Source organism: Pseudomonas syringae CC1557 (genome assembly GCF_000452705.1).
Classification (GTDB): Bacteria; Pseudomonadota; Gammaproteobacteria; order Pseudomonadales; family Pseudomonadaceae; genus Aquipseudomonas; species Aquipseudomonas syringae_F.
In genome coordinates, this window is record NZ_CP007014.1 from 4,050,516 (window position 1) to 4,073,684 (window position 23,169).

The 23,169-nt window shown below is 57.5% G+C and carries 20 protein-coding genes and 1 tRNA gene; 11 read left to right on the forward strand and 10 right to left on the reverse strand.

Annotated features, from left to right (window positions below; all coding sequences use genetic code 11):
- Nucleotides 1-168: 168 nt before the first annotated feature.
- The 6 genes from N018_RS17805 (at nt 169) to N018_RS17830 (ending at nt 5,476) form a co-directional block, all read left to right on the forward strand.
- Nucleotides 169-1,236 carry an ABC transporter substrate-binding protein gene (locus tag N018_RS17805; protein ID WP_024647696.1) on the forward strand — a complete coding sequence of 356 codons (1,068 nt, stop codon included), beginning with the start codon at nt 169-171 and terminating at the stop codon, nt 1,234-1,236.
- Nucleotides 1,237-1,318: 82 nt separating this feature from the next.
- Nucleotides 1,319-2,125, forward strand: coding sequence for an alkaline phosphatase family protein (locus N018_RS17810; protein WP_024647695.1), 807 nt, complete (start codon nt 1,319-1,321; stop codon nt 2,123-2,125).
- Nucleotides 2,122-2,964 carry an ABC transporter permease gene (locus tag N018_RS17815; protein ID WP_025390373.1) on the forward strand — a complete coding sequence of 281 codons (843 nt, stop codon included), beginning with the start codon at nt 2,122-2,124 and terminating at the stop codon, nt 2,962-2,964. Before N018_RS17810 ends, N018_RS17815 begins: the two co-directional genes overlap by 4 nt.
- Entirely contained in the window at nt 2,951-3,748 is a 798-nt protein-coding gene (locus N018_RS17820) for an ABC transporter permease (protein WP_024647693.1), read from the forward strand. Before N018_RS17815 ends, N018_RS17820 begins: the two co-directional genes overlap by 14 nt.
- A gap of 1 nt (nt 3,749) precedes the next feature.
- The gene (locus N018_RS17825; RefSeq protein ID WP_025390374.1) at nt 3,750-4,739 is read left to right on the forward strand and encodes an ABC transporter ATP-binding protein; all 990 of its coding nucleotides are present in this window, start codon (nt 3,750-3,752) and stop codon (nt 4,737-4,739) included.
- 83 nt (nt 4,740-4,822) lie between these two features.
- On the forward strand, nt 4,823-5,476 hold the full coding sequence (locus tag N018_RS17830) for an HAD family hydrolase (protein WP_025390375.1): 654 nt from the start codon (nt 4,823-4,825) through the stop codon (nt 5,474-5,476).
- Between the two features lie 19 nt (nt 5,477-5,495).
- Here the strand turns inward: N018_RS17830 and N018_RS17835 are convergent, their stop codons facing one another.
- Nucleotides 5,496-6,458: an NAD(P)H-quinone oxidoreductase gene (locus N018_RS17835; protein WP_025390376.1), complete on the reverse strand. Its 963-nt coding sequence runs from the start codon at nt 6,456-6,458 to the stop codon at nt 5,496-5,498.
- A gap of 137 nt (nt 6,459-6,595) precedes the next feature.
- Here N018_RS17835 and N018_RS17840 point away from each other — a divergent pair, with 137 nt between their 5' ends.
- On the forward strand, nt 6,596-8,677 hold the full coding sequence (locus N018_RS17840) for a carboxy terminal-processing peptidase (protein ID WP_195757149.1): 2,082 nt from the start codon (nt 6,596-6,598) through the stop codon (nt 8,675-8,677).
- Between the two features lie 132 nt (nt 8,678-8,809).
- Nucleotides 8,810-10,582: a GGDEF domain-containing protein gene (locus N018_RS17845; protein ID WP_025390378.1), complete on the forward strand. Its 1,773-nt coding sequence runs from the start codon at nt 8,810-8,812 to the stop codon at nt 10,580-10,582.
- A 635-nt stretch (nt 10,583-11,217) separates the two neighbouring features.
- Here N018_RS17845 and N018_RS17850 read toward each other — a convergent pair.
- The 5 genes from N018_RS17850 to N018_RS17870 form a co-directional block, all read right to left on the reverse strand.
- On the reverse strand, nt 11,218-11,589 hold the full coding sequence (locus N018_RS17850) for a hypothetical protein (protein WP_024645674.1): 372 nt from the start codon (nt 11,587-11,589) through the stop codon (nt 11,218-11,220).
- Nucleotides 11,586-11,939: a helix-turn-helix domain-containing protein gene (locus N018_RS17855; RefSeq protein ID WP_024645675.1), complete on the reverse strand. Its 354-nt coding sequence runs from the start codon at nt 11,937-11,939 to the stop codon at nt 11,586-11,588. Before N018_RS17855 ends, N018_RS17850 begins: the two co-directional genes overlap by 4 nt.
- 100 nt (nt 11,940-12,039) lie before the next feature.
- On the reverse strand, nt 12,040-12,492 hold the full coding sequence (locus N018_RS17860) for a YkvA family protein (RefSeq protein WP_024645676.1): 453 nt from the start codon (nt 12,490-12,492) through the stop codon (nt 12,040-12,042).
- A gap of 372 nt (nt 12,493-12,864) precedes the next feature.
- Nucleotides 12,865-13,632, reverse strand: a complete 768-nt coding sequence (locus N018_RS17865; RefSeq protein ID WP_032606621.1) for an FKBP-type peptidyl-prolyl cis-trans isomerase — start codon at nt 13,630-13,632, stop codon at nt 12,865-12,867.
- A gap of 205 nt (nt 13,633-13,837) precedes the next feature.
- Entirely contained in the window at nt 13,838-15,253 is a 1,416-nt protein-coding gene (locus N018_RS17870) for a DUF4329 domain-containing protein (protein ID WP_025390379.1), read from the reverse strand.
- A gap of 244 nt (nt 15,254-15,497) precedes the next feature.
- Here N018_RS17870 and N018_RS17875 point away from each other — a divergent pair, with 244 nt between their 5' ends.
- Nucleotides 15,498-16,013: a hypothetical protein gene (locus N018_RS17875; protein ID WP_025390380.1), complete on the forward strand. Its 516-nt coding sequence runs from the start codon at nt 15,498-15,500 to the stop codon at nt 16,011-16,013.
- Nucleotides 16,014-16,093: 80 nt separating this feature from the next.
- Here N018_RS17875 and N018_RS17880 read toward each other — a convergent pair whose 3' ends face one another.
- The 3 genes from N018_RS17880 to N018_RS17890 all read right to left on the reverse strand — a co-directional run bounded on the left by N018_RS17880 (nt 16,094) and on the right by N018_RS17890 (nt 17,639).
- The gene (locus N018_RS17880; RefSeq protein WP_025390381.1) at nt 16,094-16,483 is read right to left on the reverse strand and encodes a VOC family protein; all 390 of its coding nucleotides are present in this window, start codon (nt 16,481-16,483) and stop codon (nt 16,094-16,096) included.
- Between the two features lie 309 nt (nt 16,484-16,792).
- Nucleotides 16,793-17,188, reverse strand: a complete 396-nt coding sequence (locus tag N018_RS17885; protein ID WP_025390382.1) for a hypothetical protein — start codon at nt 17,186-17,188, stop codon at nt 16,793-16,795.
- A 374-nt stretch (nt 17,189-17,562) separates the two neighbouring features.
- Nucleotides 17,563-17,639, reverse strand: a tRNA-Asp gene (locus tag N018_RS17890).
- A gap of 268 nt (nt 17,640-17,907) precedes the next feature.
- Here N018_RS17890 and rdgC point away from each other — a divergent pair.
- Together rdgC and N018_RS17900 are read left to right on the forward strand one after the other, a co-directional pair.
- On the forward strand, nt 17,908-18,828 hold the full coding sequence (gene rdgC, locus N018_RS17895; RefSeq protein ID WP_025390383.1) for a recombination-associated protein RdgC: 921 nt from the start codon (nt 17,908-17,910) through the stop codon (nt 18,826-18,828).
- A 104-nt stretch (nt 18,829-18,932) separates the two neighbouring features.
- Nucleotides 18,933-19,880 carry a bile acid:sodium symporter family protein gene (locus N018_RS17900; RefSeq protein ID WP_025390384.1) on the forward strand — a complete coding sequence of 316 codons (948 nt, stop codon included), beginning with the start codon at nt 18,933-18,935 and terminating at the stop codon, nt 19,878-19,880.
- 1,175 nt (nt 19,881-21,055) lie between these two features.
- Here the strand turns inward: N018_RS17900 and N018_RS17905 are convergent.
- Complete coding sequence (locus N018_RS17905; RefSeq protein ID WP_025390385.1) at nt 21,056-22,930, reverse strand: MFS transporter; 1,875 nt, start codon at nt 22,928-22,930, stop codon at nt 21,056-21,058.
- Between the last annotated feature and the right edge of the window lie 239 nt (nt 22,931-23,169).

Sequence of the window (23,169 nt, forward strand, 5' to 3'; positions counted from 1 at the left end):
GTCTACGCTTAGCCCGAAGCACTGCCAGGCCACGGAAAAAGCAGAACTCTCCGCCCTCCCCGACACGAAAATGTCATGCAACACGCCTAACTTGGCTCAGGTATTGCTGATCTAGACCAAACCATCCGCGATGAACACTTCTGCTAAAGAAGTGCACAGGAGCTCCGAATGAAACATCTTTTGCTGGCATCACTCCTCGGTTCAGCCATGGCAATGAGTTCCCTGGCCATGGCTGCGGACACGGATCTTAAAACGCTGGAAGCTGCGGCCAAGGCCGAAGGCGCGGTCAACAGCCTTGGCATGCCGGATGACTGGGCAAACTGGGGCGGTATCTGGAAAGACCTGGAAACCAAGTACGGTCTCAAGCACATGGACACCGACATGAGTTCGGCCCAGGAAATTGCCAAGTTCGATGCAGAGAAAGACAACGCCAGTGGTGACATCGGCGACGTCGGTGCAGCGTTCGGCCCGATTGCCGTCGCCAAAGGTGTGACCCAGCCTTACAAGCCCACCACCTGGGAGCAGATCCCGGACTGGGCCAAGGATAAGGAAGGTCACTGGGCGCTGGCCTACACCGGCACTATCGCCTTCATCGTCAACAAGAACCTGCTGCACGGTTCTGAAATACCAAAAACCTGGGCTGACCTTAAAACCGGCAAGTACAAGGTTTCCATTGGCGACGTGAGCACCGCGGCTCAGGCTGCCAACGGTGTGCTGGCAGCCGCTATCGCCATGAAAGGCGACGAAACCAATATCGAACCGGGCCTGCAACTGTTTACCGATCTGGCCAAGCAAAAGCGTCTGTCGCTCGCCAACCCGACCATTCAGACCATCGAAAAAGGCGAGATCGAAGTCGGTGTGGTCTGGGACTTCAACGGTCTGGGTTACAAGGCCAAGATGGCCAAACCGGATGACTACGTGGTACTGATCCCGTCGGATGGCACGGTGATTTCCGGCTACACCACCATCATCAACAAGTACGCCAAGCACCCGAACGCCGCCAAACTGGCGCGTGAGTACACCTTCAGCGATGCGGGTCAGATCAGGCTGGCAGAAGGCAATGCGCGCCCGATTCGTGCCGAGCACATCAAGTTGCCTGAAGACGTACAAGCCAAATTGCTGCCGCACGAACAGTACAAGAACGTAACGCCGATCAAAGACGCAGCAGCTTGGGAAAAGACGTCCAAAGCACTGCCTCAGAAGTGGCAAGAACAAGTCATCATCGAGATGAACTGATCGCCACTGCGACTCAGGGATGGAGTCGTATGAAGCGGGCGAGTCACTCTCGCCCGCACTCTTTCGCCCGAGCGAGTCGCCCATGAAACACAACGTTATCCTGATCGTACTCGATGGCCTCAATTACGAAGTGGCCCGCCACGCGATGGGCCACCTGCAAGCCTGGCATGCTGCCGGTCGGGCCGCGCTCTACAAGCTGGAGTGCGAACTGCCCGCCCTGTCGCGTCCTTTATACGAATGCATAATGACCGGTGTCGCGCCCATCGACAGCGGCATCGTGCATAACAACATCTCACGCCTGTCCAGCCAGCGCAGTGTATTTCACTATGCCCGCGACGCAGGGCTGAGCACGGCTGCGGCGGCTTATCACTGGGTCAGCGAGCTGTACAACCGCACACCGTTTGATGCGCCACGCGATCGCCACACCGATGCACCCGACCTGCCTATTCAGCACGGGTTGTTTTACTGGGCTGATCACTACCCCGATTCACACCTGTTCGCCGATGCTGAAAGCCTGCGTCTCAGGCATGCACCGAATTTTCTGCTGATCCACCCCATGAATATCGACGACGCCGGGCACAAGCACGGCCTCGACACCGCGCAATACCGCAATACTGCCCGCAGTGCCGACATCATTCTGGCTGACTACCTGCAACGCTGGCTGGACGCGGGCTACCAGGTGCTGGTGACCGCCGACCACGGCATGAACAACGACCGCTCACACAACGGCCTGCTGGCGGAAGAGCGCGAAGTGCCGCTGTTCGTCATCGGTGATGCGTTCAGCCTGAATGTCGATGCAGCGCCGCGCCAGACCGAATTGTGCGGCACGATCTGCGAACTGCTCGGCATCCCTCACGACAAACCGGTCTGTCAGGAGCTTCTCAATTGATCAGCCTATCCCGGGGTAAATGGCTGGGCCTGCTGTGCCTTTTGCCGTTTACACTGTTTTTCATCGTGTTTCAGATTGCACCGCTGCTCTGGGTAGCGATCAACAGCCTGCAAAGCGACGCCGGTTGGGGCCTGGAAAACTTCATCCGGGCATTCAGTTCGAAGTTCTATCGTCAGGCGATTCAATACAGTCTCGAGATCAGCTTCTGGTCGAGCCTGTTCGGCATTCTGATATCGATTCTGGGCGCTTACTCGCTGCGCAAAGTGGATTCGCGGCTGCGCGATTTCGTCAATTCATTTGCCAACATGACCAGCAACTTCGCAGGCGTTCCGCTGGCGTTTGCCTTCATCATCCTGCTGGGCTTCAACGGCGCACTGACGCTGATCCTCAAGCAGACGGGGATCATTGACGACTTCAACCTGTATTCCAAGAACGGGCTGATCATCCTCTACACCTACTTCCAGATTCCACTCGGCGTGCTGCTGCTTTACCCGGCGTTCGATGCTGTGCGTGAGGACTGGAACGAGTCGGCGGCGTTGCTGGGGGCGAGCAGTTATCAGTTCTGGCGCTACATCGGCCTGCCAGTCCTGACCCCGGCACTCCTCGGCACCTTCGTGATTCTGCTGGCCAATGCGCTGGGGGCCTATGCCACGGTGTACGCCCTGACCACCGGCAACTTCAACGTACTGCCGATCCGCATCGCAGCGATGGTCGCAGGTGACATCACGCTGGACCCGAACATGGCCAGCGCCCTGGCGATGATTCTGGTCGGGCTGATGACCCTGGTAACGGTGGTCCATCAGTGGCTGTTGAAAAGGAGCTACCATGTCTCGCGCTGAACAAGGGCCTGCCGGGGTCTACCACAAGACGGTGGTCTACCTGCTGTTCCTGATCCTTCTGCTGCCGCTGGCCGGCACCTTTCTGTACTCGATTGCGACCAGTTGGTCGGCGACCATTCTGCCCAGCGGGCTGACCTTCAAATGGTACATCGCGCTGTGGAGCGATCCACGCTTTCTCGCGGCGTTCGGGCAATCACTGCTGGTCTGCTTCGGCGCACTGATACTGTCGGTGGTGCTGATTCTGCCGCTGCTGTTCGTCGTGCATTACTACTTCCCACGTCTCGACGGGCTGATGAACATCCTGATCCTGCTGCCCTTTGCCGTGCCACCCGTGGTGTCGTCGGTGGGGCTGTTGCAACTGTATGGCTCAGGGCCGCTGGCCATGGTCGGTACACCGTGGATTCTGATCGGCTGCTATTTCACCGTCGCCCTGCCCTTCATGTACCGCGCGATCACCAACAACCTGCAGGCGATCAACCTGACGGACCTGATGGACGCAGCACAACTACTGGGCGCCAGCACTTGGCAGGCAGCCTTTCTGGTAGTGCTGCCGAATCTGCGCAAGGGCCTGATGATCGCCCTGCTACTGTCGTTCTCCTTTCTGTTCGGCGAGTTCGTGTTCGCCAATCTGCTGGTCGGCACCCGCTATGAAACCCTGCAGGTGTACCTGAACAACATGCGCAACAGCAGCGGTCACTTCAACAGCGCGCTGGTGATTTCCTACTTCCTTTTCGTGCTGGTGCTGACATGGGCCGCCAATCGACTGAACAAGGACAAAGACTGAAATGAGTTTTGTCAGCATTGAAAACCTGCAGAAAAGCTATGCCAGCACGGTCGTGTTCAGCGACATCAATTGCAGCGTCAAAAAAGGTGAGTTTGTCACCCTGCTGGGCCCGTCCGGCTGCGGCAAGTCCACACTGCTGCGCTGCATCGCCGGTCTGACTTCGGTCAACAGCGGGCGCATCCTGCTCGATGGCAATGATCTGGTGCCGCTCACCCCGCAAAAGCGTCATATCGGCATGGTGTTCCAGAGCTACGCGCTGTTTCCCAACATGACCGTGGAACAGAACGTCGCCTTCGGCTTGCGCATGCAAAAAATCAACGACGATGAAAGCCACACGCGCGTCGCCGAGATCCTGCAGATGGTCGAGCTGCATGATTTCGCCAAACGCTATCCGCACCAGTTGTCCGGTGGCCAGTGCCAGCGTGTGGCACTGGCCCGCTCGCTGGTTACGCGCCCGCGCCTGCTATTGCTTGATGAGCCACTGTCGGCACTGGATGCGCGAATTCGCAAACACCTGCGCGAACAGATCCGCGCCATTCAACGCGAACTGGGCCTGACCACCATTTTCGTTACCCATGACCAGGAAGAAGCACTGACCATGTCAGACCGTATCTTCTTGATGAATCAGGGCAGGATCGTTCAAAGCGGTGACGCGGAAACCCTTTACACCGCGCCAGTGGACGTATTCGCCGCAGGCTTCATCGGCAACTACAACCTGCTGGAAGCCGACGACGCCACGCGCCTGATGCAACGCCCGATCGCCAGTCGCATCGCGATTCGCCCAGAATCAATCCAATTGAGCCTGACCGGCGAACTGGAAGGCGAAATACGCAGTCACAGTCTGCTCGGCAACGTGATCCGCTACCGGATACAGGCGCGCGGCGTGGAACTGGTGGTCGATGTACTGAACCGTAGCGCCGAAGACCTGCACCCGGATGGACGACGCGTAACGCTGAACATAGAACCTTCGGCGCTGTGTGTTCTGAACTGACAGCACCAGACGCCTAGGTTTCACTTGCAGCTTGAGGCTCGAAGCTGACAAACCGACTCAACAAATACTGAGGATAAGCACACATGCCCCTGGCAATTTTCGACCTGGACGAAACCCTGATCGGCGGCGACTGCGCCACCTTGTGGAGCGAGCAGATGGGTCGCCTGGGCTGGGTCGATTCCGAGTCGTTCATGCGACGCAACCATGAACTGATGGAAGCCTACAGTGCGGGCAAACTGGCGATGGAAGAGTTCATGGCCTTCAGCCTGGAACCCATGGCTGGCCGCACACCGGAAGAAATCGATCATCTGGTCGGCCCGTGGGTCGAGGATGTGATCGAGCCGATTATCTACAGCGACGCCTGCAAATGCATTGCGCAGCATCGTGCCATGGGCGACCGGATTCTGATCATCTCGGCGTCAGGCGTACACCTGGTCAAGCCCATTGCCGCGCGCGTGGGCGTCGACGAAGTATTGGGTATCGAACTGGACGTGCAACATGGCGTGTACAGCGGTGCCACGGTCGGCGTGCTGACCTACCGGGAAGGCAAGATCACCCGCCTGATGGAATGGCTGGACGCCGAAGGGGAAAACCTGGAGGGCGCGAGTTTCTATTCGGATTCGCGCAATGACCTGCCGCTGCTGCTCAAGGTTGACCACCCACATGTGGTCAACCCTGATGCAGTGTTACTGGAGCATGCTCAGCAAGCTGGCTGGCCGGTGCATCGCTGGAGTTGATGCCAGCAGCACCGACGCGTCAGACCAGGCTTTCGTCGATGACCAGCACGATTTTGCCGGATACCTTGTTGGTGGCCAGCTCTGCGAACGCCGCTTCGGCATCCTTGATCGCGAAGGATTTCGCCAGTTGCGGCTTGAGCCGGCCTTCGGTGAACAGCGGCCAGACGTGCTGGCCAAGATCGCGGATCAGATCAGCCTTGAAGGTTTCATCGCGACTGCGCAATGTCGAGCCCATCAACTGGATGCGCTTGCCCAGTACATGCGCCATATCCAGCTTGGCATCGCGCCCACTCATGACACCGATCAGCACCCAGCGGCCATCCAGCGCCAGCAGCTTGACGTTGAGTTCGGCATAACCGGCACCTACCGGATCGAGAATGACGTTGAAGGGAGCGAAATCGTTCAGGCCCTCCAGACTCTCGCTGCGTACCACGCCGCCCTGCGCACCCAGCTCGACACAATAGGCCAGACGCTCGGTCGAACCGACACTGACCCAGACCGGGTTGCCGAACGCTTTGCAAAGCTGAATACCGGCTGAACCAACCCCACTTGCGCCCGCGTGCAACAAGACTTTTTCACCGGGCTTCAGACCCGCCAGTTGAAACAGGTTCAGCCACGCTGTGGCGTACACCTCGGGAATGGCCGCCGCCTCGTGCAGCGACAGCCCTTCCGGCACCGGCAACACATGGCGTGCATCGACCACTACTTCTTCGGCCATCGCCCCGCCCGCCAGGAGCGCGCAGACACGGTCGCCGACCAGCCAGGACGTTCCCGGCCCCACTTCAGCGATCACCCCGGAGCACTCCAGCCCCAGTGTCGCGGTAACGCCAGGCGGCGGCGGATACTTGCCTTCGCGCTGTAACAGATCGGCACGATTCAAACCCGCCGCAGCAACTTTGATACGTACTTGTCCCACATCAAGGGCCGGACTTGACTCCTCGACCCATTCCACATGACCTTCAACGCCTTGCAATGCCTTCACAGTGCCTCCATAGTGAGTCCAGACTGAGCCCGTGGCTGTTTGCCCGGGCTTTTGCATTATGCGGCCGGGTCCAAGGGAACCGGCGACCTCACAGACGGCCTAATATGCGTTATCAATTGTCCTCGCGTCGAATCAGCATGAAGCAACTATTTCCCGGTACAGCCCTCGCACTGTTAGTCGGCCTTAGCGTTTTGCCGATGTCAGCCAGTACCTTTGCCGCCAACAGCTGGGATAATCTTCAGCCAGACCGCGACGAAGTGATTGCCAGTCTCAACGTGGTTGAGCTGCTCAAGCGGCATCATTACAGCAAGCCGCCCCTGGACGACAAGCGTTCGGCGATTATTTATCAGAGCTACATCAAGCAACTGGACCCCTCGCGCAGCTATTTCATGGCCAGCGATATTGCCGAATTCGACAAATGGCAGTTCCAGTTCGATGACTTTCTCAAAAGCGGCGATCTGAACCCCGGTTTCACCATCTACAAGCGTTATCTGGACCGCATCAAGGCGCGTCTGGACTTCGCCCTGGCGGAGCTGAGCAAGGGCGTCGACAAGCTCGATTTCAACACCAAGGAAACCCTGCTGGTGGACCGCAAGGACGCCGCATGGGCCAAGGACACTGCCGAGCTCGACGAACTGTGGCGCAAACGCATCAAGGACGAAGTCCTGCGTTTGAAAATCGCGGGCAAAGACCCGGCGAAGATTCAGGAAACCCTGACCAAGCGCTACAAGAATCAACAGGCCCGTCTGAACCAGACCCGCGCCGAAGATATCTTCCAAGCGTATATCAACACGTTTGCCATGTCGTACGACCCGCACACCAACTACCTGTCCCCTGACAGCGCGGAGAACTTCGACATCAACATGAGCCTGTCGCTGGAAGGCATCGGCGCCGTGTTGCAGAGCGATAACGACAACGTGAAGATCGTGCGTCTGGTTCCGGCAGGTCCGGCAGCCAAGACCAAACAGGTTGCACCGGCCGACAAGATCGTAGCCGTGGCCCAGGGCGACAAGGAAATGGTCGACGTGATCGGCTGGCGTCTGGACGAGGTGGTCAAGCTGATCCGTGGTCCGAAAGGCTCCGTGGTACGCCTGGAGATCATCCCGGCCAGCAATGCACCGAACGACCAGACTAGCAAGATCGTCGCCATCACCCGTGAAGCGGTGAAACTTGAAGAACAGGCAGCCAAGAAGTCGATCCTGCACCTGAAACAGGACGGCAAGGACTACAAGCTCGGCGTCATCGACATTCCTGCTTTCTATCTGGACTTCAAGGCCTACCGTGCTGGCGATCCGGAATACAAGAGCACCACCCGCGACGTGAAGAAACTGCTCACCGAACTGCAGGCAGAGAAAGTAGACGGCGTGGTCCTGGATTTGCGCAACAACGGTGGTGGTTCGTTGCAGGAAGCGACCGAGCTGACCAGCCTGTTCATCGACAAAGGCCCGACCGTGCTGGTGCGTAACGCAGACGGCAAGGTCGACGTGCTGGAAGATGAAGCCAAAGGCGCGTTCTACAAAGGCCCGATGGCACTGCTGGTCAACCGCCTGTCCGCTTCGGCTTCGGAGATTTTTGCCGGCGCCATGCAGGACTACCACCGCGCATTGGTGATCGGTGGCCAGACCTTCGGCAAAGGCACCGTGCAGACCATTCAGCCGCTCAATCATGGCGAGCTGAAACTGACTTTGGCCAAGTTCTACCGGGTTTCCGGGCAGAGCACCCAGCATCAGGGCGTCGTGCCGGACATCACCTATCCGTCGTTGATCGACACTAAGGAAATCGGCGAGAGCGCGCTGCCTGAGGCCATGCCGTGGGACAGCATCAAACCGGCGATCAAGCCGGCCATTGATCCGTTCAAGCCGTTCCTTGCACAGTTGCAGGCGCGTCATGAGGCACGTTCGGCCAAAGACGCCGAGTTCGTGTTTATCGAAGATCGCCTCGCGCTGGCCAAGAAGCTGATGAACGAGAAGACCGTCAGCCTCAATGAAGCTGACCGCCGTGCCGAACACGCGTCTATTGAAAGCAAGCAGCTCGCTCTGGAAAACACTCGCCGCAAGGCCAAGGGTGAAGAGCCGCTGAAAGAGCTGAAAAAAGAAGACGAGGACGCGTTGCCGGTAGAAGACGAGAAGACCAAACCCGAGGACGACGCCTACCTGGCAGAGACCGGGCGTATCCTGATCGACTATCTGGGACTGAGCGCAACGGTCGCAAAGAAATAAGACGGCTTCATTGATGGCCATTTAGCTTCAACGTCATCAAACAGTCATGAAGCTGTCGTGAAATACAGGGCTGAACGTGGAAGCGTTCAGCCCTTTTTATTGCGCCACCCTTTATCACCCCTCGAGACGACCATGACCGTGACTGAACAGTTGAGCGCGCTGAGTTCCATTCTGGCTCGTGGTAACTTGCACAGCTTGTTTCAGCCTATCGTCTCGCTGAACGAGCGCCGGATTCTGGGTTATGAGGCATTGACTCGCGGCCCCTCCAACAGCGCATTGCACTCCCCGCTCAATCTGTTTGCCATTGCGCGTCACGCCGGTCGCCTGAGTGAACTGGAATTAAGCTGCCGCGACAGCGCTTGCCGTCGTTTCAGCCAGCAGAAACTGCCTGGCAAACTGTTTCTCAACGTCTCACCCGAATCGTTGCTCGAAACATCGCACCCGCCGGGTCGCACGCTTGAAATGCTGCGCCGCTATCAGATCGCGCCGAAGGATGTGGTGATCGAACTGACCGAGCAAACACCGACCGACGACTTCGACCTGCTTTACAACGCACTGCACCACTATCGCGACATGGGCTTTTCGATTGCCCTCGACGATCTCGGGGCCGGCTATTCCAGCCTGCGTCTGTGGTCGGAGCTGCGCCCGGATTACGTGAAGATTGACCGGCACTTTATAGACGGCATTCATCAGGACGCCGTGAAACGCGAGTTCGTCGGTTCCATGCTGCAGATGGCCAAGGCTTCACGAGCGATCGTGATCGCCGAAGGCATCGAGCTGCCAGAGGAGCTGGCGACACTGAAGGACATGGGTGTCGATCTGGTTCAGGGCTACCTGCTGGCCCGTCCGCAAGAACGTCCGCCCCGCGACACCCGCGCCATGTTGCCGAAGGTTGAAATTGCCAGCGCGTCCTTGAACGAGGAGGTGGCAGACCTTTCTGCCCTGCTCAACCCACAGCCTTCAGTGAGCCAGTCCACACCTACCGCGGAAGTCCTTGAGGCCTTTCGCAAACAGGCCAATCTGAATTCGCTGGCAGTGCTGGACGATGGCGCCAGGCCGTGCGGCATCGTCCATCGGCATTCACTGTCCGAGGCCTTGCTCAAGCCGTTCGGCACCGAGCTGTTTGCCCGCAAACCGATCAGCCGCCTGATGAGCGATGACTTTCTGGCCGTGGAGGTCAGCCAGTCGCTGCAACAAGTCAGCCGCCTGCTGACCAGCCGAGCCCGCCAGCGAATTGAAGAAGACTTCATCATTACCCTGAACGGCGCCTATCTGGGGCTGGGACGCGTGATCGATGTCCTGAAGCTGATTACCGAGATGAAAATCCAGCAGGCGCGCTATGCCAACCCGCTGACCCTGCTGCCTGGCAACGTGCCGATCCAGCAGTGCCTGACCCGACTGTTACAACAGGGCCGCGAGTCGATGATCTGCTACGTCGACATCGACAGCTTCAAGCCCTTCAACGACATCTATGGTTACGCTCGTGGCGACGAAGTATTGCTATGCCTCGCACAGTGCCTGAGCGACCGAATCGACCCGAGCCGAGACTTCGTCGGGCACATCGGCGGGGATGACTTTTTGATGGTGCTGGGTTTCGAAGACTGGGAGCGGCGCTTGAAAAACCTGCTGGATGACTTTCAGAACCAGTGCCGACGCTTTTATCGTGCCGAGCACCTTGAAGCTGGCTGCTTCATCGCCCTCAATCGTCAGGGGCAGCGCCAGGAGTTTCCATTGCTGTCATTGTCGATTGGCGTGGTGCATCTGCATGAAGAAAGCTGCACGCTGCTGGACGCCAGCCAGTTGGCCGACCTGGCATCGCAAGCCAAACACTTCGCCAAGGACATCGCAGGCTCAAGCACCCACGTGATCGACTCGACGCGCCTGGATTTATTGATGGAAGCGTGAGGGCAGGCACATTGATTAACCCCAAGGCTCCGCGCTCAGGGTTACACATAAGTCCAACTGACTCGCGCACAGTGCGTTGTGCATGCATAGATGTCATACCTCGCCCGTAGCCACTGCCTATAAAAGCGCTTTTTTTATCGCGATGGCACTGACGACGCAGAGTGCGACGTTAGTGACGGCTGAGTCCTGGCGCTGATCCGGGGGTAGCCTGGCAGGACGCCAGGCTAGCCGCACCGGGCCATGGATGGCCCGTTGCGGCGACCCCCGGATCAGTGTCAGGGCGAAGGAACCCGACGAAGTCGGGCCGGAAACAGGAGCAAGGGGTTTTGGTTACTTTGGCCCCATCAAAGTAACTCGCCGAGGGGCGAAAAGGGGGCTTGAGTCGAGCCTGAATCTCTCTGATACATGGCTGCAGTGTGACGCAGAGCGTCACGAAATGCATTACCACGCGGAGCGTGGGAACGAGAACCAGCGTAGTCCCAAGCCCGTTTTCAGTGCTCATCCAGAATTGCGCATAACGATGAGTAAGGCGCATGGGCACGGGAGCCAGCGCAGTTTTAGCTCAGTTTTTCGAGTATCCCAAGGGGTTAGTTTGGCGTTGAACGCTGCGCGTGCGAACAACGGCTATTCGTGGACTACTGCACCTCCGCTTCCGGGTAGCTGTGCTCGAACACCCGAACCACTTCCGAGGCATGCCAGGACGCGGCTGCGACGCCGTCGGACGGGCCGGAGAAGCGTCCCAACCGCTCGGCGCATTCGAAAAAACCCGGGCGCGGCAGGCGGCTTGCGCCTTGGCTGATCACCAGTGAACTGCGTAATGGCTGCTCGGCACGAGCATCCAGGGCGGCAAGGTGCTCAAGGGCCGCGGTCAATGTCTGCATGGCAGGGCTGGGAAACTGCAAACGCTCAAGCAATGCCCGGTAGGTCAGCAGATGGCGCTGGCGCCGAGCCGCATCAAGCTCACTCAAGAGCCCGTCCCAGTGCTGACGACTGATGCGCACGCTCATGACTCTACCCGCCAGCCCGGCACTCCGAGTTCCCATGCAAGGCTGCGCTTGATTGCCGAGTCGGGTTGGCGAGTGCCGTTTTCGATCAACTCCAGATAGGACGGGCTGATGCCGACCGTCCGCGCCAGAGTGGCCAGTTCGATCCCCTTCGCCTCACGCAACGCGCCCAGTTGATCAAAACCGGGAAGCTCACTTGATGCTGTCTCGGAACCAGAGGTGGAAGTAGGCGCCGCCGCATGCGAGCGCGACCTGGTGGCCAGGCCGGCAGCCTTGAGAAGCGCTTGATACTGATCCCACGGCAGCACCGCATATTGCGGCTCGCCCTCATGAGATATGACTTGAAGATCCATACACCCCCCTTGTACGACAAGACTGCATACCGAACAGACTGACGGCAGATGCTGGCATCTTAACAGTGGAACGCGGCGCCTTGTGTTCAATCCGTGAGACTCAGACCTTGCGCTGTTCATTCTCCAGAAGCGCCTGGGTCTTCGGCAGTTGCTCGACAACGATCAATTTCTCCGGCGACTGTTCGGCGCGCCATGCGCGAAAGGCATCCAGCTCGCCACTCAGGTGCTTCGTCACCCAGGCGAGTACGGCGATGTCGTCCAGCATGCCCAGCCCTGGAATCCAGTCAGGGATCGCGTCCAGAGGGCTGAGGAAGTACATCAGGCCTGCAACGATGGACAGAATCGCCTTGGGGCTGATACTCCGGTATTCGCCACGCCAGTAAGCCAGGCACAGCGCCTGCAACAAACGCAGATCGTCCTTGAGCTTACCCAAACGGCTGCCCTCGCTATTGCCCTTGCGCGCGACGGCGAACAAAAGTGCCGGCAACCGGCCCGCGGCCAACAGGCGGCGCGCGCCGGGCAAATAACGGATCAAATTCCAAGGTGCTTTCATGTTTAACCCCGTCCAGAAAAATTTCATTGAGCGACAGCAGGTCTTTCCAGATGACATCACAATGTTATCCACAATTGTTGTGGATAACCTTGTGAACAGCGGCACTTTAAAAGTCCGAAACCCCTGATTTCACGGGCTCAAACTTAAATCGGGCGTTTTTTACTCACAAAAAAATACCTTAAAAAACGTTGACTTGGCACCTGCAATAAAGCAAGCGCCCTAATCCTGACGGACTGTCGGACAACTTTTTTCGCCTGTATTCATAATAGTGGCGTAATACTGGGACTGCCCGGACGGGCAAGCGTTCGGGAAATAAGCCGGACAAAAAAACGCCCTGTCGAGACAGGGCGTTTTTCGTAGCCAGGTGTTGCGTTACTTCTTGGCCGGGGCCGAAGCCGCTGGAGCCGACTCTTCTTCGTCAGCATCAGGCGCTGGCGCAGCCGCCGGGTCCTTGATGCCAAGCAGTTCCAGATCGAAAACCAGGACCGAGTTGGCCGGGATAGCCGGGCTCGGGCTCTGCGCGCCGTATGCCAGATCACTAGGGATGAAGAGTTTGATCTTCTCGCCTACGTGCATCAGTTGCAGACCTTCAACCCAACCCGGAATCACACCGCTAACCGGCAGATCGATCGGGCTACCGCGTTCAACAGAGCTGTCGAAGACCTTGCCGTCGATCAGCTTGCCTTCGTAGTGAACGGTCACGACATCAGTCGGCTTTGGCTGAGCGCCGTCAGCTTTCTTGATGATCTGATACTGCAGACCGGAAGCGGTGGTGACCACGCCATCCTTCTTGCCGTTCTCTTCGAGGAATTTCTTGCCGGCTGCCGAAGCTTCTTCGCTCATCTTCGCCAGACGCTCTTCAGAACGCTTCTGCAACGCGGAGAAGGCTTCAACCAGCTCTTCGTCCTTGAGTTTCTGATCTTTCTTGCCGACAGCGTCTTCGATGCCCAAGGCTACGGCCTTGGAATCCAGATCATCCATACCTTCCTGAGCCAGGCTTTTGCCCATGTTCAGACCGATGCCATAAGACGCTTTTTGTGCCGGAGTTTTCAGCTCTACGGTGCTGGCTTGTTTATCACAACCTGCGAGTACCAGACCGACCAGGGCAATCGCCGCTGCCAACCGATGCTGCTGTTTCATGCTAATTCCTTGTTCATGCGCCAAAAGGGCAAACGAGTAAAGCCGCGAGCTTATCAGGCCGCCGCGATCAATGGCTACCGGCATGAGAGAGTGAAAAAGGCGATAAGTTCAGGTATCCAAAGGTTTTCCAGGCTCGACACTGCATTGTTCAGTTGCAGTTCAGTTTGTGACTCACTTGTGCGAAGCGCAATTCTGGTAAGCAGGTTCAGGACACAGGGCTGATCAACCCTGCATCAGGCCAGTTCTCACTTGTCTGTAACACGCGGAGGTGACCGGCTCGGGCGACCCTGCTGATGAAATCGCTGGTACTGATCCTCCCGTCTGCCAATTGTGCCTGGATGGACCTGACGCCTGAGTAAACACGCGACACGCCTTGCAGCAACTGAATTTCCTGAGCGGACTGGCTGGGTGTGTACCCGAGCAACGCACCATCGGCTGCCGAGAAATAAATCGCCGACATCTCGAAACCATAGCGAATCGGCATCCCGCTGGGCCGTTTTGCAGGCTTGTGTCGATACGTGAACATCCTGTGCAGGTCGTCCGGCTCGAAGAATGGGCGCTGCACGTTACGCTCGCCTTGCGCAGCCAGGTTGGCGGATGAAAAATACATACCGTCGATGCGGTAACCGTCAGGCAAAGGCGGACGGTAATAGGCGTCTGGATGAAAGACCGAGCACGGCGCGTATACCGGATAGCCATCTTCCAGCATCGGCTCGGCGATCCGATAGGTTCGCGCGACTGGATTGAACAGCAGAAAACCAATGATCTGCGAATGAATGCCTGTACCGATACGCCGGTGTACATGGCGCGCTGCGTCATCGGCACGGGTGAATTCCGCGCTGAGGCTCAGCGCCTTCGGCGGCCATACCGGCTTGCAGACCGCAGGAACAGTGACTTTCGGCGCCGCCGGAGCAACCTGCTCGGGAAACGGTCGCCAGTCAGCAGACACCTTACCAGCCCTGCCCCACAAGCGACTGGGCACCACAACCTCCAGGTTCCCTGCAGCCGCCAGCAGGCGAACCAGGTCGCTGGGCATGAGCGTGAGGTTCTGCAACGCTTTGTGAACCTGACTAAGCGTGCAGACATGCGGTGAGCCGGGCGGACCGGAAACGCGACTGAACAGCCTTTTCTCGGCCGCAGAACTGGACACGGTGTATTTGATCAATGAGCTGTCAGGCCCGGAAAGATAGCTCGCCGGGCAGATCTCCTTATCATCGATCACCGCATAGATATCGCCTGCCGAGAAACTGTTCGGATAAATCACCCTTTCACTTTCAGTCCACTCGCTCAGTCCGGCCTCAAGTGAAGGGTGAGAGTGGTAGACCGCATAGTCGTCATATCCCTGCGGGTAGATCACGTAGCCCTCTTGATCGTTGCGCGGAAACACTTCGTTGGGGTCGAAGCTGAACTGGCTACCCCCCATCGGCTCGGTCGCGACGTACTTGCCGTCCTTGCGAATCAGTATGAAGCCTCCGTACTCGCGATCACGCCGATTGCCGATTCGTTCATGAACGTAACGTGCCGCATCGTCGGGACGATCGAACGGTGCGCTGAGCGCTGGCATGTCGGGCGTGGAGTCATAATCAGCAGAGCGTTTGCTGCGTATTTTCCTGGTGTACATCTCTGGCTCCTTGAACACCTGATTGATTGAGTCAGGAGCTTAAGGAAGTCTGACGCGCTGACTGACATAGGTAGATATGACAATCACAGGACGAACGAGCCTCTATCAACATGAAATTAAAGATAATTTTTCACGTTTCCAGGATGTGATTCGATTCCCGGCGTGGGCAAATCTGCCCAGACCCTGCATCGATTATCGCGACTGGCGATCAGGGCCACACGGATCGTCGCGCTCAGGAACGCTTATGCAATCTCACAATCGTTTTGGCTTGAGAATCCCGGCTGCACGTCAGCTTGCGGGTTGTGCCGCGATCGCAGCAGCGTTCATGCTGCCGGTCAGCAGCGCCTATGCTGCCAAGCCGCCGGTCGTTGTAACAGAGGGCATCAAGGCATTCAGGCTGTGCACGGGCCCGGACAATCTGTCACACGTTATAGAGGGATCGGTTGACCAGAAAGCAATGACTGCTGTCAGCACCTTGCACTTCGAGGAAACACCGGCCCACTCCAAGTATGACTGGCATGCCGCGCCGGAAGATCAATACGTGATCACCCTCTCGGGTACTCTGGAGTTTTCCACCACCGGTGGCGAGAACTTCGTGTTGCATCCCGGAGAAGTATTACTGGCGCAGGACACCACCGGCCCAGGCCACCGTTGGAGGCTGATTGATAATCAACCGTGGCGGCGTGCATACATCCTCACCAAGCCTGGGGATATGAGCGCTTTTGTGCCGAAAACCGGGGCGGCTGCCAAAGGCTGCTGATGCACTGACGCAGTCTGAAAGGGCCTTTGGTTCAGGCCGGCATCAGCTTGATACTGACGCCTGGCCTCACGATAGACAGCTCAGGCGCCCGCCTGGATCAGCTCGGAAATTTCGATCAGGTTCAGATCAGGATCACGTATATACACCGAGCGGATCGGCCCCGTCGCCCCCGTGCGATCCACCGGACCTTCGACGATGGGCCACTCCTGCTCATGCAAGTGCGCGATCACCTGCTCCAGTGGCACACTGGCAATGAAACACAAATCCAGCGCCCCCGGCACAGGCAAGTGGGCTTTGGGCTCAAACTCTTTGCCACGCTCATGCACATTGATTTTCTGATTGCCGAAGCGGAACGCAAGACGCCCCTGACGAAAACGCTCAGGGGTCATGCCCATGATACGTACGTAGAAATCCTTGCAGGCGTCAGTGTCGGCAGTGGTCAACACCAGATGGTCCAGATGATCAATCACGGGATCAGCTCCGTTTGAGATGGAATGACTGTTTACGGCACGTGTCAGGCTTTGGATCAGATAAATCCTTTACGAAGCTATCTAGTCAAGCACACGTGTTGATACGGCATCACTCGCCAGCAGCCAGATAATATATATCTACCTATGAGCAAGCCACTTAGTTCCAGTTTGCCATCATCACTGAGCAATGCCTGTGAGCGCCGCCAGCCCATGTCGAGCGGGGCAATACATCAGCTGGCGTGGTATTCATATCAGGCAGCCCGGCATAAGCACGCTATAAAAGCCCCGCATAAAGCGAGGCTCATTTAATCAATTGCTGCAGGCCAGCTGAAAACTCATCGACGAATCACCTGAAGCGCCGCTTTTTCCAACCATAAGACCCAATACATTGACCTTCTCTGTTGTAGCGGCTCCACCCAGTTTGGCGTGGCCGTAGAACAGACGTTCATGGTCGCTGGTATCGATGGAAGACACCGAGCAGAAGCCAGGCGGTTGTTTGAACTGTCCTTCATTGAAGAGCACTTTGTAGGTCGCGAAATAATCTTTCTGGCTGAAGTAGATGACAGACTTGATCCAGGGCGAAGACTGAGCAACGATAGTGCCGTGCTGATCAATAGTTGCCGTATGCAGCACAGGCTGGGCCAAGGCACCCGCAGACAGAGCCATTGCGGTGGCCCCCAAAAACAGTTTAAAACGATTTTTCATAATGTTCTCTTTATTTAAGAATGCAGTATTGACCGCTGTAAGATAGCGATCATTTCAAGTCAGGTAGTTGAGCATTTGTCCAGAGGTACGGACGTCTTGTCTCAATCAACAAAACAAGCTAATACCAGCATGAAATAGAAATCAAGGGACCAAACAGCTTAAACAGAGAGTGATTTTATAATTTCAATAAATACGGAAATAACTTACGCATATAGGAAATAAATCCTACATGATTTTAGATTACTTACGAATAGATGTACGAGACATGCAGCTCAGGGACAAGCAACCTGTTCGCAAACGACAGAAAGCAGAAAGCCCGCACAAGGCGGGCTTTCTGTTTGCTTCAAGGAGTTCAAGGGCCTTGAAGCTGAATATGGCGCAGCGGACGGGACTCGAACCCGCGACCCCCGGCGTGACAGGCCGGTATTCTAACCGACTGAACTACCGCTGCGCATTGTGTACTGTTTTCTGCATCTGGAAGCTCTCGAACTTCAACTTCCAAACTCAACGATGGTGGGCAGCTGCTCTCCCAGCTGAGCTAATCACCCTTCACTCTCGGTGTGGCGCGCATTCTACGGAGCGACCTGTAGTCTGGCAAGCACTTTTTTAAATAATTTTTATAATCCTTCCAAAGGCTTACAAACGCTCTATGCAGGGTTGGCCGGAGCGGCTGAGGAGCGAATAATGCCCGCCTTTGTATAGAAAGAGAGATTCACCTCATGTGGTTCAAAAACCTGCTTGTCTATCGCCTGACCCAGGACGTGCCTTTTGATGCCGAGGCGCTGGAAACCGCACTGGCGACCAAACCGGCCCGTGCCTGCGCCAGCCAGGAGGTGGCCACCTATGGTTTCGTCGCGCCTTTTGGCAAGGGCGAAGACGCTCCATTGGTACACGTCAGCCAGGACTTCATGCTGATCGCCGCACGCAAGGAAGAACGCATTCTGCCGGGCAGCGTTGTACGCGACGCGCTTAAGGAAAAGGTCGACGAGATCGAAGCCGAGCAGATGCGCAAGGTCTACAAGAAGGAACGCGATCAGCTCAAGGATGAAATCATCCAGGCGTTCCTGCCGCGCGCCTTTATCCGCCGCTCCGCGACGTTCGCCGCCATCGCGCCGAAACAGGGCCTGATTCTGGTCAACGCTTCCAGCCCGAAACGGGCCGAAGACCTGCTGTCGACTCTGCGTGAAGTGATCGGCTCGCTGCCGGTACGTCCGCTGACCGTCAAGGTTTCGCCAAGTGCGACCATGACCGACTGGGTCAAGACCCAGAAAGCGGCCGACCACTTCTTCGTGCTGGACGAATGCGAATTGCGCGATACCCACGAAGATGGCGGCATCGTGCGTTGCAAGCGTCAGGACCTGACCAGCGATGAAATCCAGCTGCACCTGAACACCGGCAAGGTGGTCACTCAACTGTCGCTGGCCTGGCAGGATAAGCTGTCGTTCGTACTCGACGACAAGATGGTCGTCAAACGCCTGAAGTTCGAAGACCTGCTGCAGGATCAGGCTGAACAGGACGGTGGCGAAGAAGCGCTCGGCCAGTTGGACGCCAGCTTCACATTGATGATGCTGACATTTGGCGAGTTCCTGCCAGAGCTGTTCGAAGCGCTGGGCGGCGAAGAAATCCCGCAGGGTATCTGATATCCGCTGATCGCGGCCTGAGGCCTTGATGCTTGAAACACCGCGCCGTCTTGCCAGACGGCGCATTCATTTCACAGCGGTTATTCAACAATAAGGAACAGGTCATGCACGCTTTGAAAGCCTTGAGTCGATTTGTGGGTAATACTTTCGCCTGGTGGGTGCTGCTGTTCGCCATTCTGGCGTTTCTGTTCCCGCAGGCATTCATCGGTTTAAAGAGCTGGATCGTGCCGCTGCTGGGGCTGGTCATGTTCGGCATGGGCCTGACCCTGAAACTCGAAGATTTTTCTGAAGTGGCGCGCAACCCATGGCGCGTTGCGCTGGGCGTGATCGCGCACTTCGTCATCATGCCCGGCGTGGCATGGTTGCTGTGCCAGGTTTTTCAACTTCCGCCGGAAATCGCCGTCGGCGTGATACTGGTCGGCTGCTGCCCGAGCGGTACATCGTCGAATGTCATGGCCTGGCTGGCCAAGGGTGACCTGGCGCTGGCGGTGGCGATTGCCGCCGTCACCACCCTGCTCGCCCCGCTGCTGACCCCGGCCCTGATCTGGCTGCTCGCGTCAGCCTGGTTGCCCGTGTCCTTTATGGATATGTTCTGGTCAATCCTGCAACTGGTCATGCTGCCGATTGTGCTCGGCGTGGTCGCACAACGCCTGCTGGGCGCGCGAGTCAGTTACGCCGTGGACGTACTGCCGCTGGTTTCGGTGGTGAGCATCGTCATGATCGTCTGCGCGGTAGTCGCCGCCAGCCAGGCGAAAATTGCTGAATCCGGCCTGCTGATCATGGCGGTGGTCATCCTCCACAACACGTTTGGTTTTTTGCTGGGCTATTTCACCGGCAAGGTTTTCAAGCTGCCACTGGCGCAACGCAAGTCGCTGGCGCTGGAGGTCGGTATGCAGAACTCCGGCCTGGGCGCCGCGCTGGCCAGCGCACACTTCTCGCCACTGGCGGCGGTACCCAGTGCGCTGTTCAGCGTCTGGCACAATATTTCCGGTGCATTATTGTCGACGTATTTCAGGAAGATGCCGGAGGAAGATAATACGTCCAAGTCATAGCTCAGACACCGATGACTATGGTGCCTACGCGTTGGCATGCAGTTCGTCACACAATGGTTCTGTGATGTCAGTGGGTTTGAGGCTCGACTCAAGTCACCTTTTCGCCCCTCGGCGAGTAACTTTGATGGGGCCAAAGTAACCAAACCCCCTGCTCAGGGACTATCGTGCCCACGCTCCGCGTCGGCATGCAGTTCGTGACGCTCTGCGTCACACAACGGTTCTGTGATGTCAGTGGGTTTGAGGCTCGACTCAAGTCACCTTTTCGCCCTCGGCGAGTTACTTTGATGGGGCCAAAGTGAGCAAAGTCCCTGCTCAGACACTGGGGACTATCGTGCCCACGCTCCGCGTTGGCATGCAGTTCGTGACGCTCTGCGTCACACAGCGGCTCTGTGATGTCAGTGGGTTTGAGGCTCGACTCAAGTCACCTTTTCGCCCCTCGGCGAGTTACTTTGATGGGGCCAAAGTAACCAAACCCCCTGGCTCCGTTTCCGGCCCGACTTCGTCGGGTTCCTTCGCCCTGTCACTGATCCGGGGGTCGCCGCAACGGGCCATCCATGGCCCGGTGCGGCTAGCCTGGCGTCCTGCCAGGCTACCCCCGGATCAGCGTCAGGACTCAGCCGTCACTTACGTCGCACTCTGCGTCGTCAGTGCCATCGTGGTTGAAAAGCGCTTCGTTGGCAGCGGCTGCGTGTAAGGCATGAGATTGTTTTGACTATCTATCGTGCCCACGCTCCGCGTTGGCATGCAGTTCGTGACGCTCTGCGTCACACAACGGTTCTGTAATGTCAGTGGGTTTGAGGCTCGACTCGAGACACCTTTTCGCCCCTCGGCGAGTTACTTTGATGGGGCCAAGGTAACCAAACCCCCTGGCTCCGTTTCCGGCCCGACTTCGTCGGGTTCCTTCGTCCTGACACTGATCCGGGGGTCGCCGCAACGGGCCATCCATGGCCCGGTGCGGCTAGCCTGGCGTCCTGCCAGGCTACCCCCGGATCAGTGTCAGGACTCAGCCGTCACTTACGTCGCACTCTGCGTCGTCAGTGCCATCGTGGTTGAAAAGCGCTTCGTTGGCAGCGGCTGCGTGTAAGGCATGAGATTGTTGTGACTATCTATCGTGCCCACATCCCCCCCATGCCAACGTTCAGTGATTGGCACGTCATTCGTACGGAGCTCCGGCGCTACTGCACTTTCCCTCTGAGCGCTTTTACCTCTTCGCGCACATCCACTGGCGTTGCGACATCTGCTGCAATCGGTGAGCCGGCGACCAGCACCACGCGTGACCACAGGCGCCGAAACAGGGTCTTGCTCGGGTCACGGCTGAAGAAGCTGCCCCATAGGCCCTGCAACGCCATCGGGATCACCGGCACCGGGGTTTCCTCGATGATGCGGCTCATGCCGCTCTTGAAGCCGCTGATTTCGCCGTCGGTGGTCAACTTGCCTTCCGGGAAGATGCACACCAGTTCGCCTTCCGCGAGGTACTGAGCGATGCGTTTGAACGATTGCTCGTAAATGTCCATGTCTTCGTTGCGCCCGGCAATCGGGATGGTCCCGGCGGTACGGAAGATAAAGTTGAGCACCGGCAACTGGTAGATTTTGTAGTACATGACAAACCGGATCGGTCGTCTCACAGCACCGGCAATCAGCAACGCGTCGACAAAGGACACATGGTTGCAGACCAGCAGCGCCGCGCCTTCATCGGGAATCTGACTCAGGTTGCGGTGCTCGACGCGGTACATGGAGTGGCCGAGCAGCCAGATCATGAAGCGCATGGTGAATTCGGGGACGATCTTGAAGATGTAGATATTCACCGCGATGTTCATCAGCGAAACTGCGAGGAACAGTTGCGGAATCGACAGCTTGGCGAAGCTCAGCAACAGGATGGAAACAATCGCCGAGACCACCATGAACAGCGCGTTGAGAATATTGTTGGCAGCGATAACGCGTGAGCGCTCTTTGACGGGCGTGCGCGACTGGATCAGCGCGTACAGCGGCACGATATAGAAGCCGCCGAACACGCCGATGCCCAGAATATCGAACAGCACCAGCCAGCCCTGCCCAAAGGACAGCACCGCCAGCCAGTCGTTGGCCTGCACGTTCTGCGGGAAACCGCCCGAATGCCACCACAGCAACAGGCCAAAAATGGTCAGCCCCATCGAACCGAACGGCACCAGACCGATCTCGACCTTGTGCCCGGACAACCGCTCGCAGAGCAGTGAGCCGAGGGCGATGCCAATCGAAAACACGGTGAGGATCAGCGTGACGACCGTTTCGTCGCCGTACATCCACTCTTTGGCATAGGCCGGGATCTGCGTCAGATAAATCGCCCCGACGAACCAGAACCATGAGTTACCGACAATCGAACGCGAGACCGCAGGCGTCTGTCCCAGCCCCATGCGCAGGGTCGCCCAGGACTGGGTGAAAATATTCCAGTTGAGCTTCATTTCCGGCGAAGCGGCGGTGGCACTCGGGATGCCGAAACTGGCGATGAAACCGAGGCACGCCACCAGCACAATCGCGGCCGACACGATCCAGGCGTAGTGCGACGAAGACATCATCACCCCGGCACTGATGGTGCCGGCAAGAATCGCCAGAAACGTTCCCATCTCGACCAGCGCGTTGCCACCGACCAGCTCGGTTTCGCGCAGGTGCTGCGGCAAAATCGAATACTTGACCGGCCCGAACAACGCCGAATGCGTGCCCATCGCAAACAGCGCTGCCAACATCAATTCCAGGTGGTTGAACAGAAAGCCCGTAGCCCCCACCGCCATGATGACGATCTCGCCAAACTTGATGATCCGGATCAGCTTGTCCTTGGGGTACTTCTCGCCGAACTGCCCGGCCAGCGCCGAGAACAGAAAGAACGGCAGAATAAACAGCAAGGCGCACAGATTGACGTAGATCGAGCGATCGCCATCGATGCTCAGCTTATAAAGAATGGCGAGAATCAATGACTGCTTGAAGATATTGTCATTGAACGCCCCGAGGGACTGCGTGATGAAAAACGGCAGGAAACGACGTTTCCCGAGCAGGCTGAATTGTGACTGTTGGCTCATCGTCCGTGGTCCTGAGAGGCTGGGGAGAACTGGCGCAGCGGCCAATCCGAGACACATTGAAGACGTAAGTCCGCATAATGTCGATAGGACATTTCCGTTTGCGCCGCACCTGCCCCGATTCCCTGTCGCGCCCGACCTTGCGACAAGGCTGCGACACCCTGCCACGCTCGACCTTGGTCGACAAAGACGAACCGTGTGCATCGTGCGAGACTGCGCGCTATCGATACGGTTTGGAATTT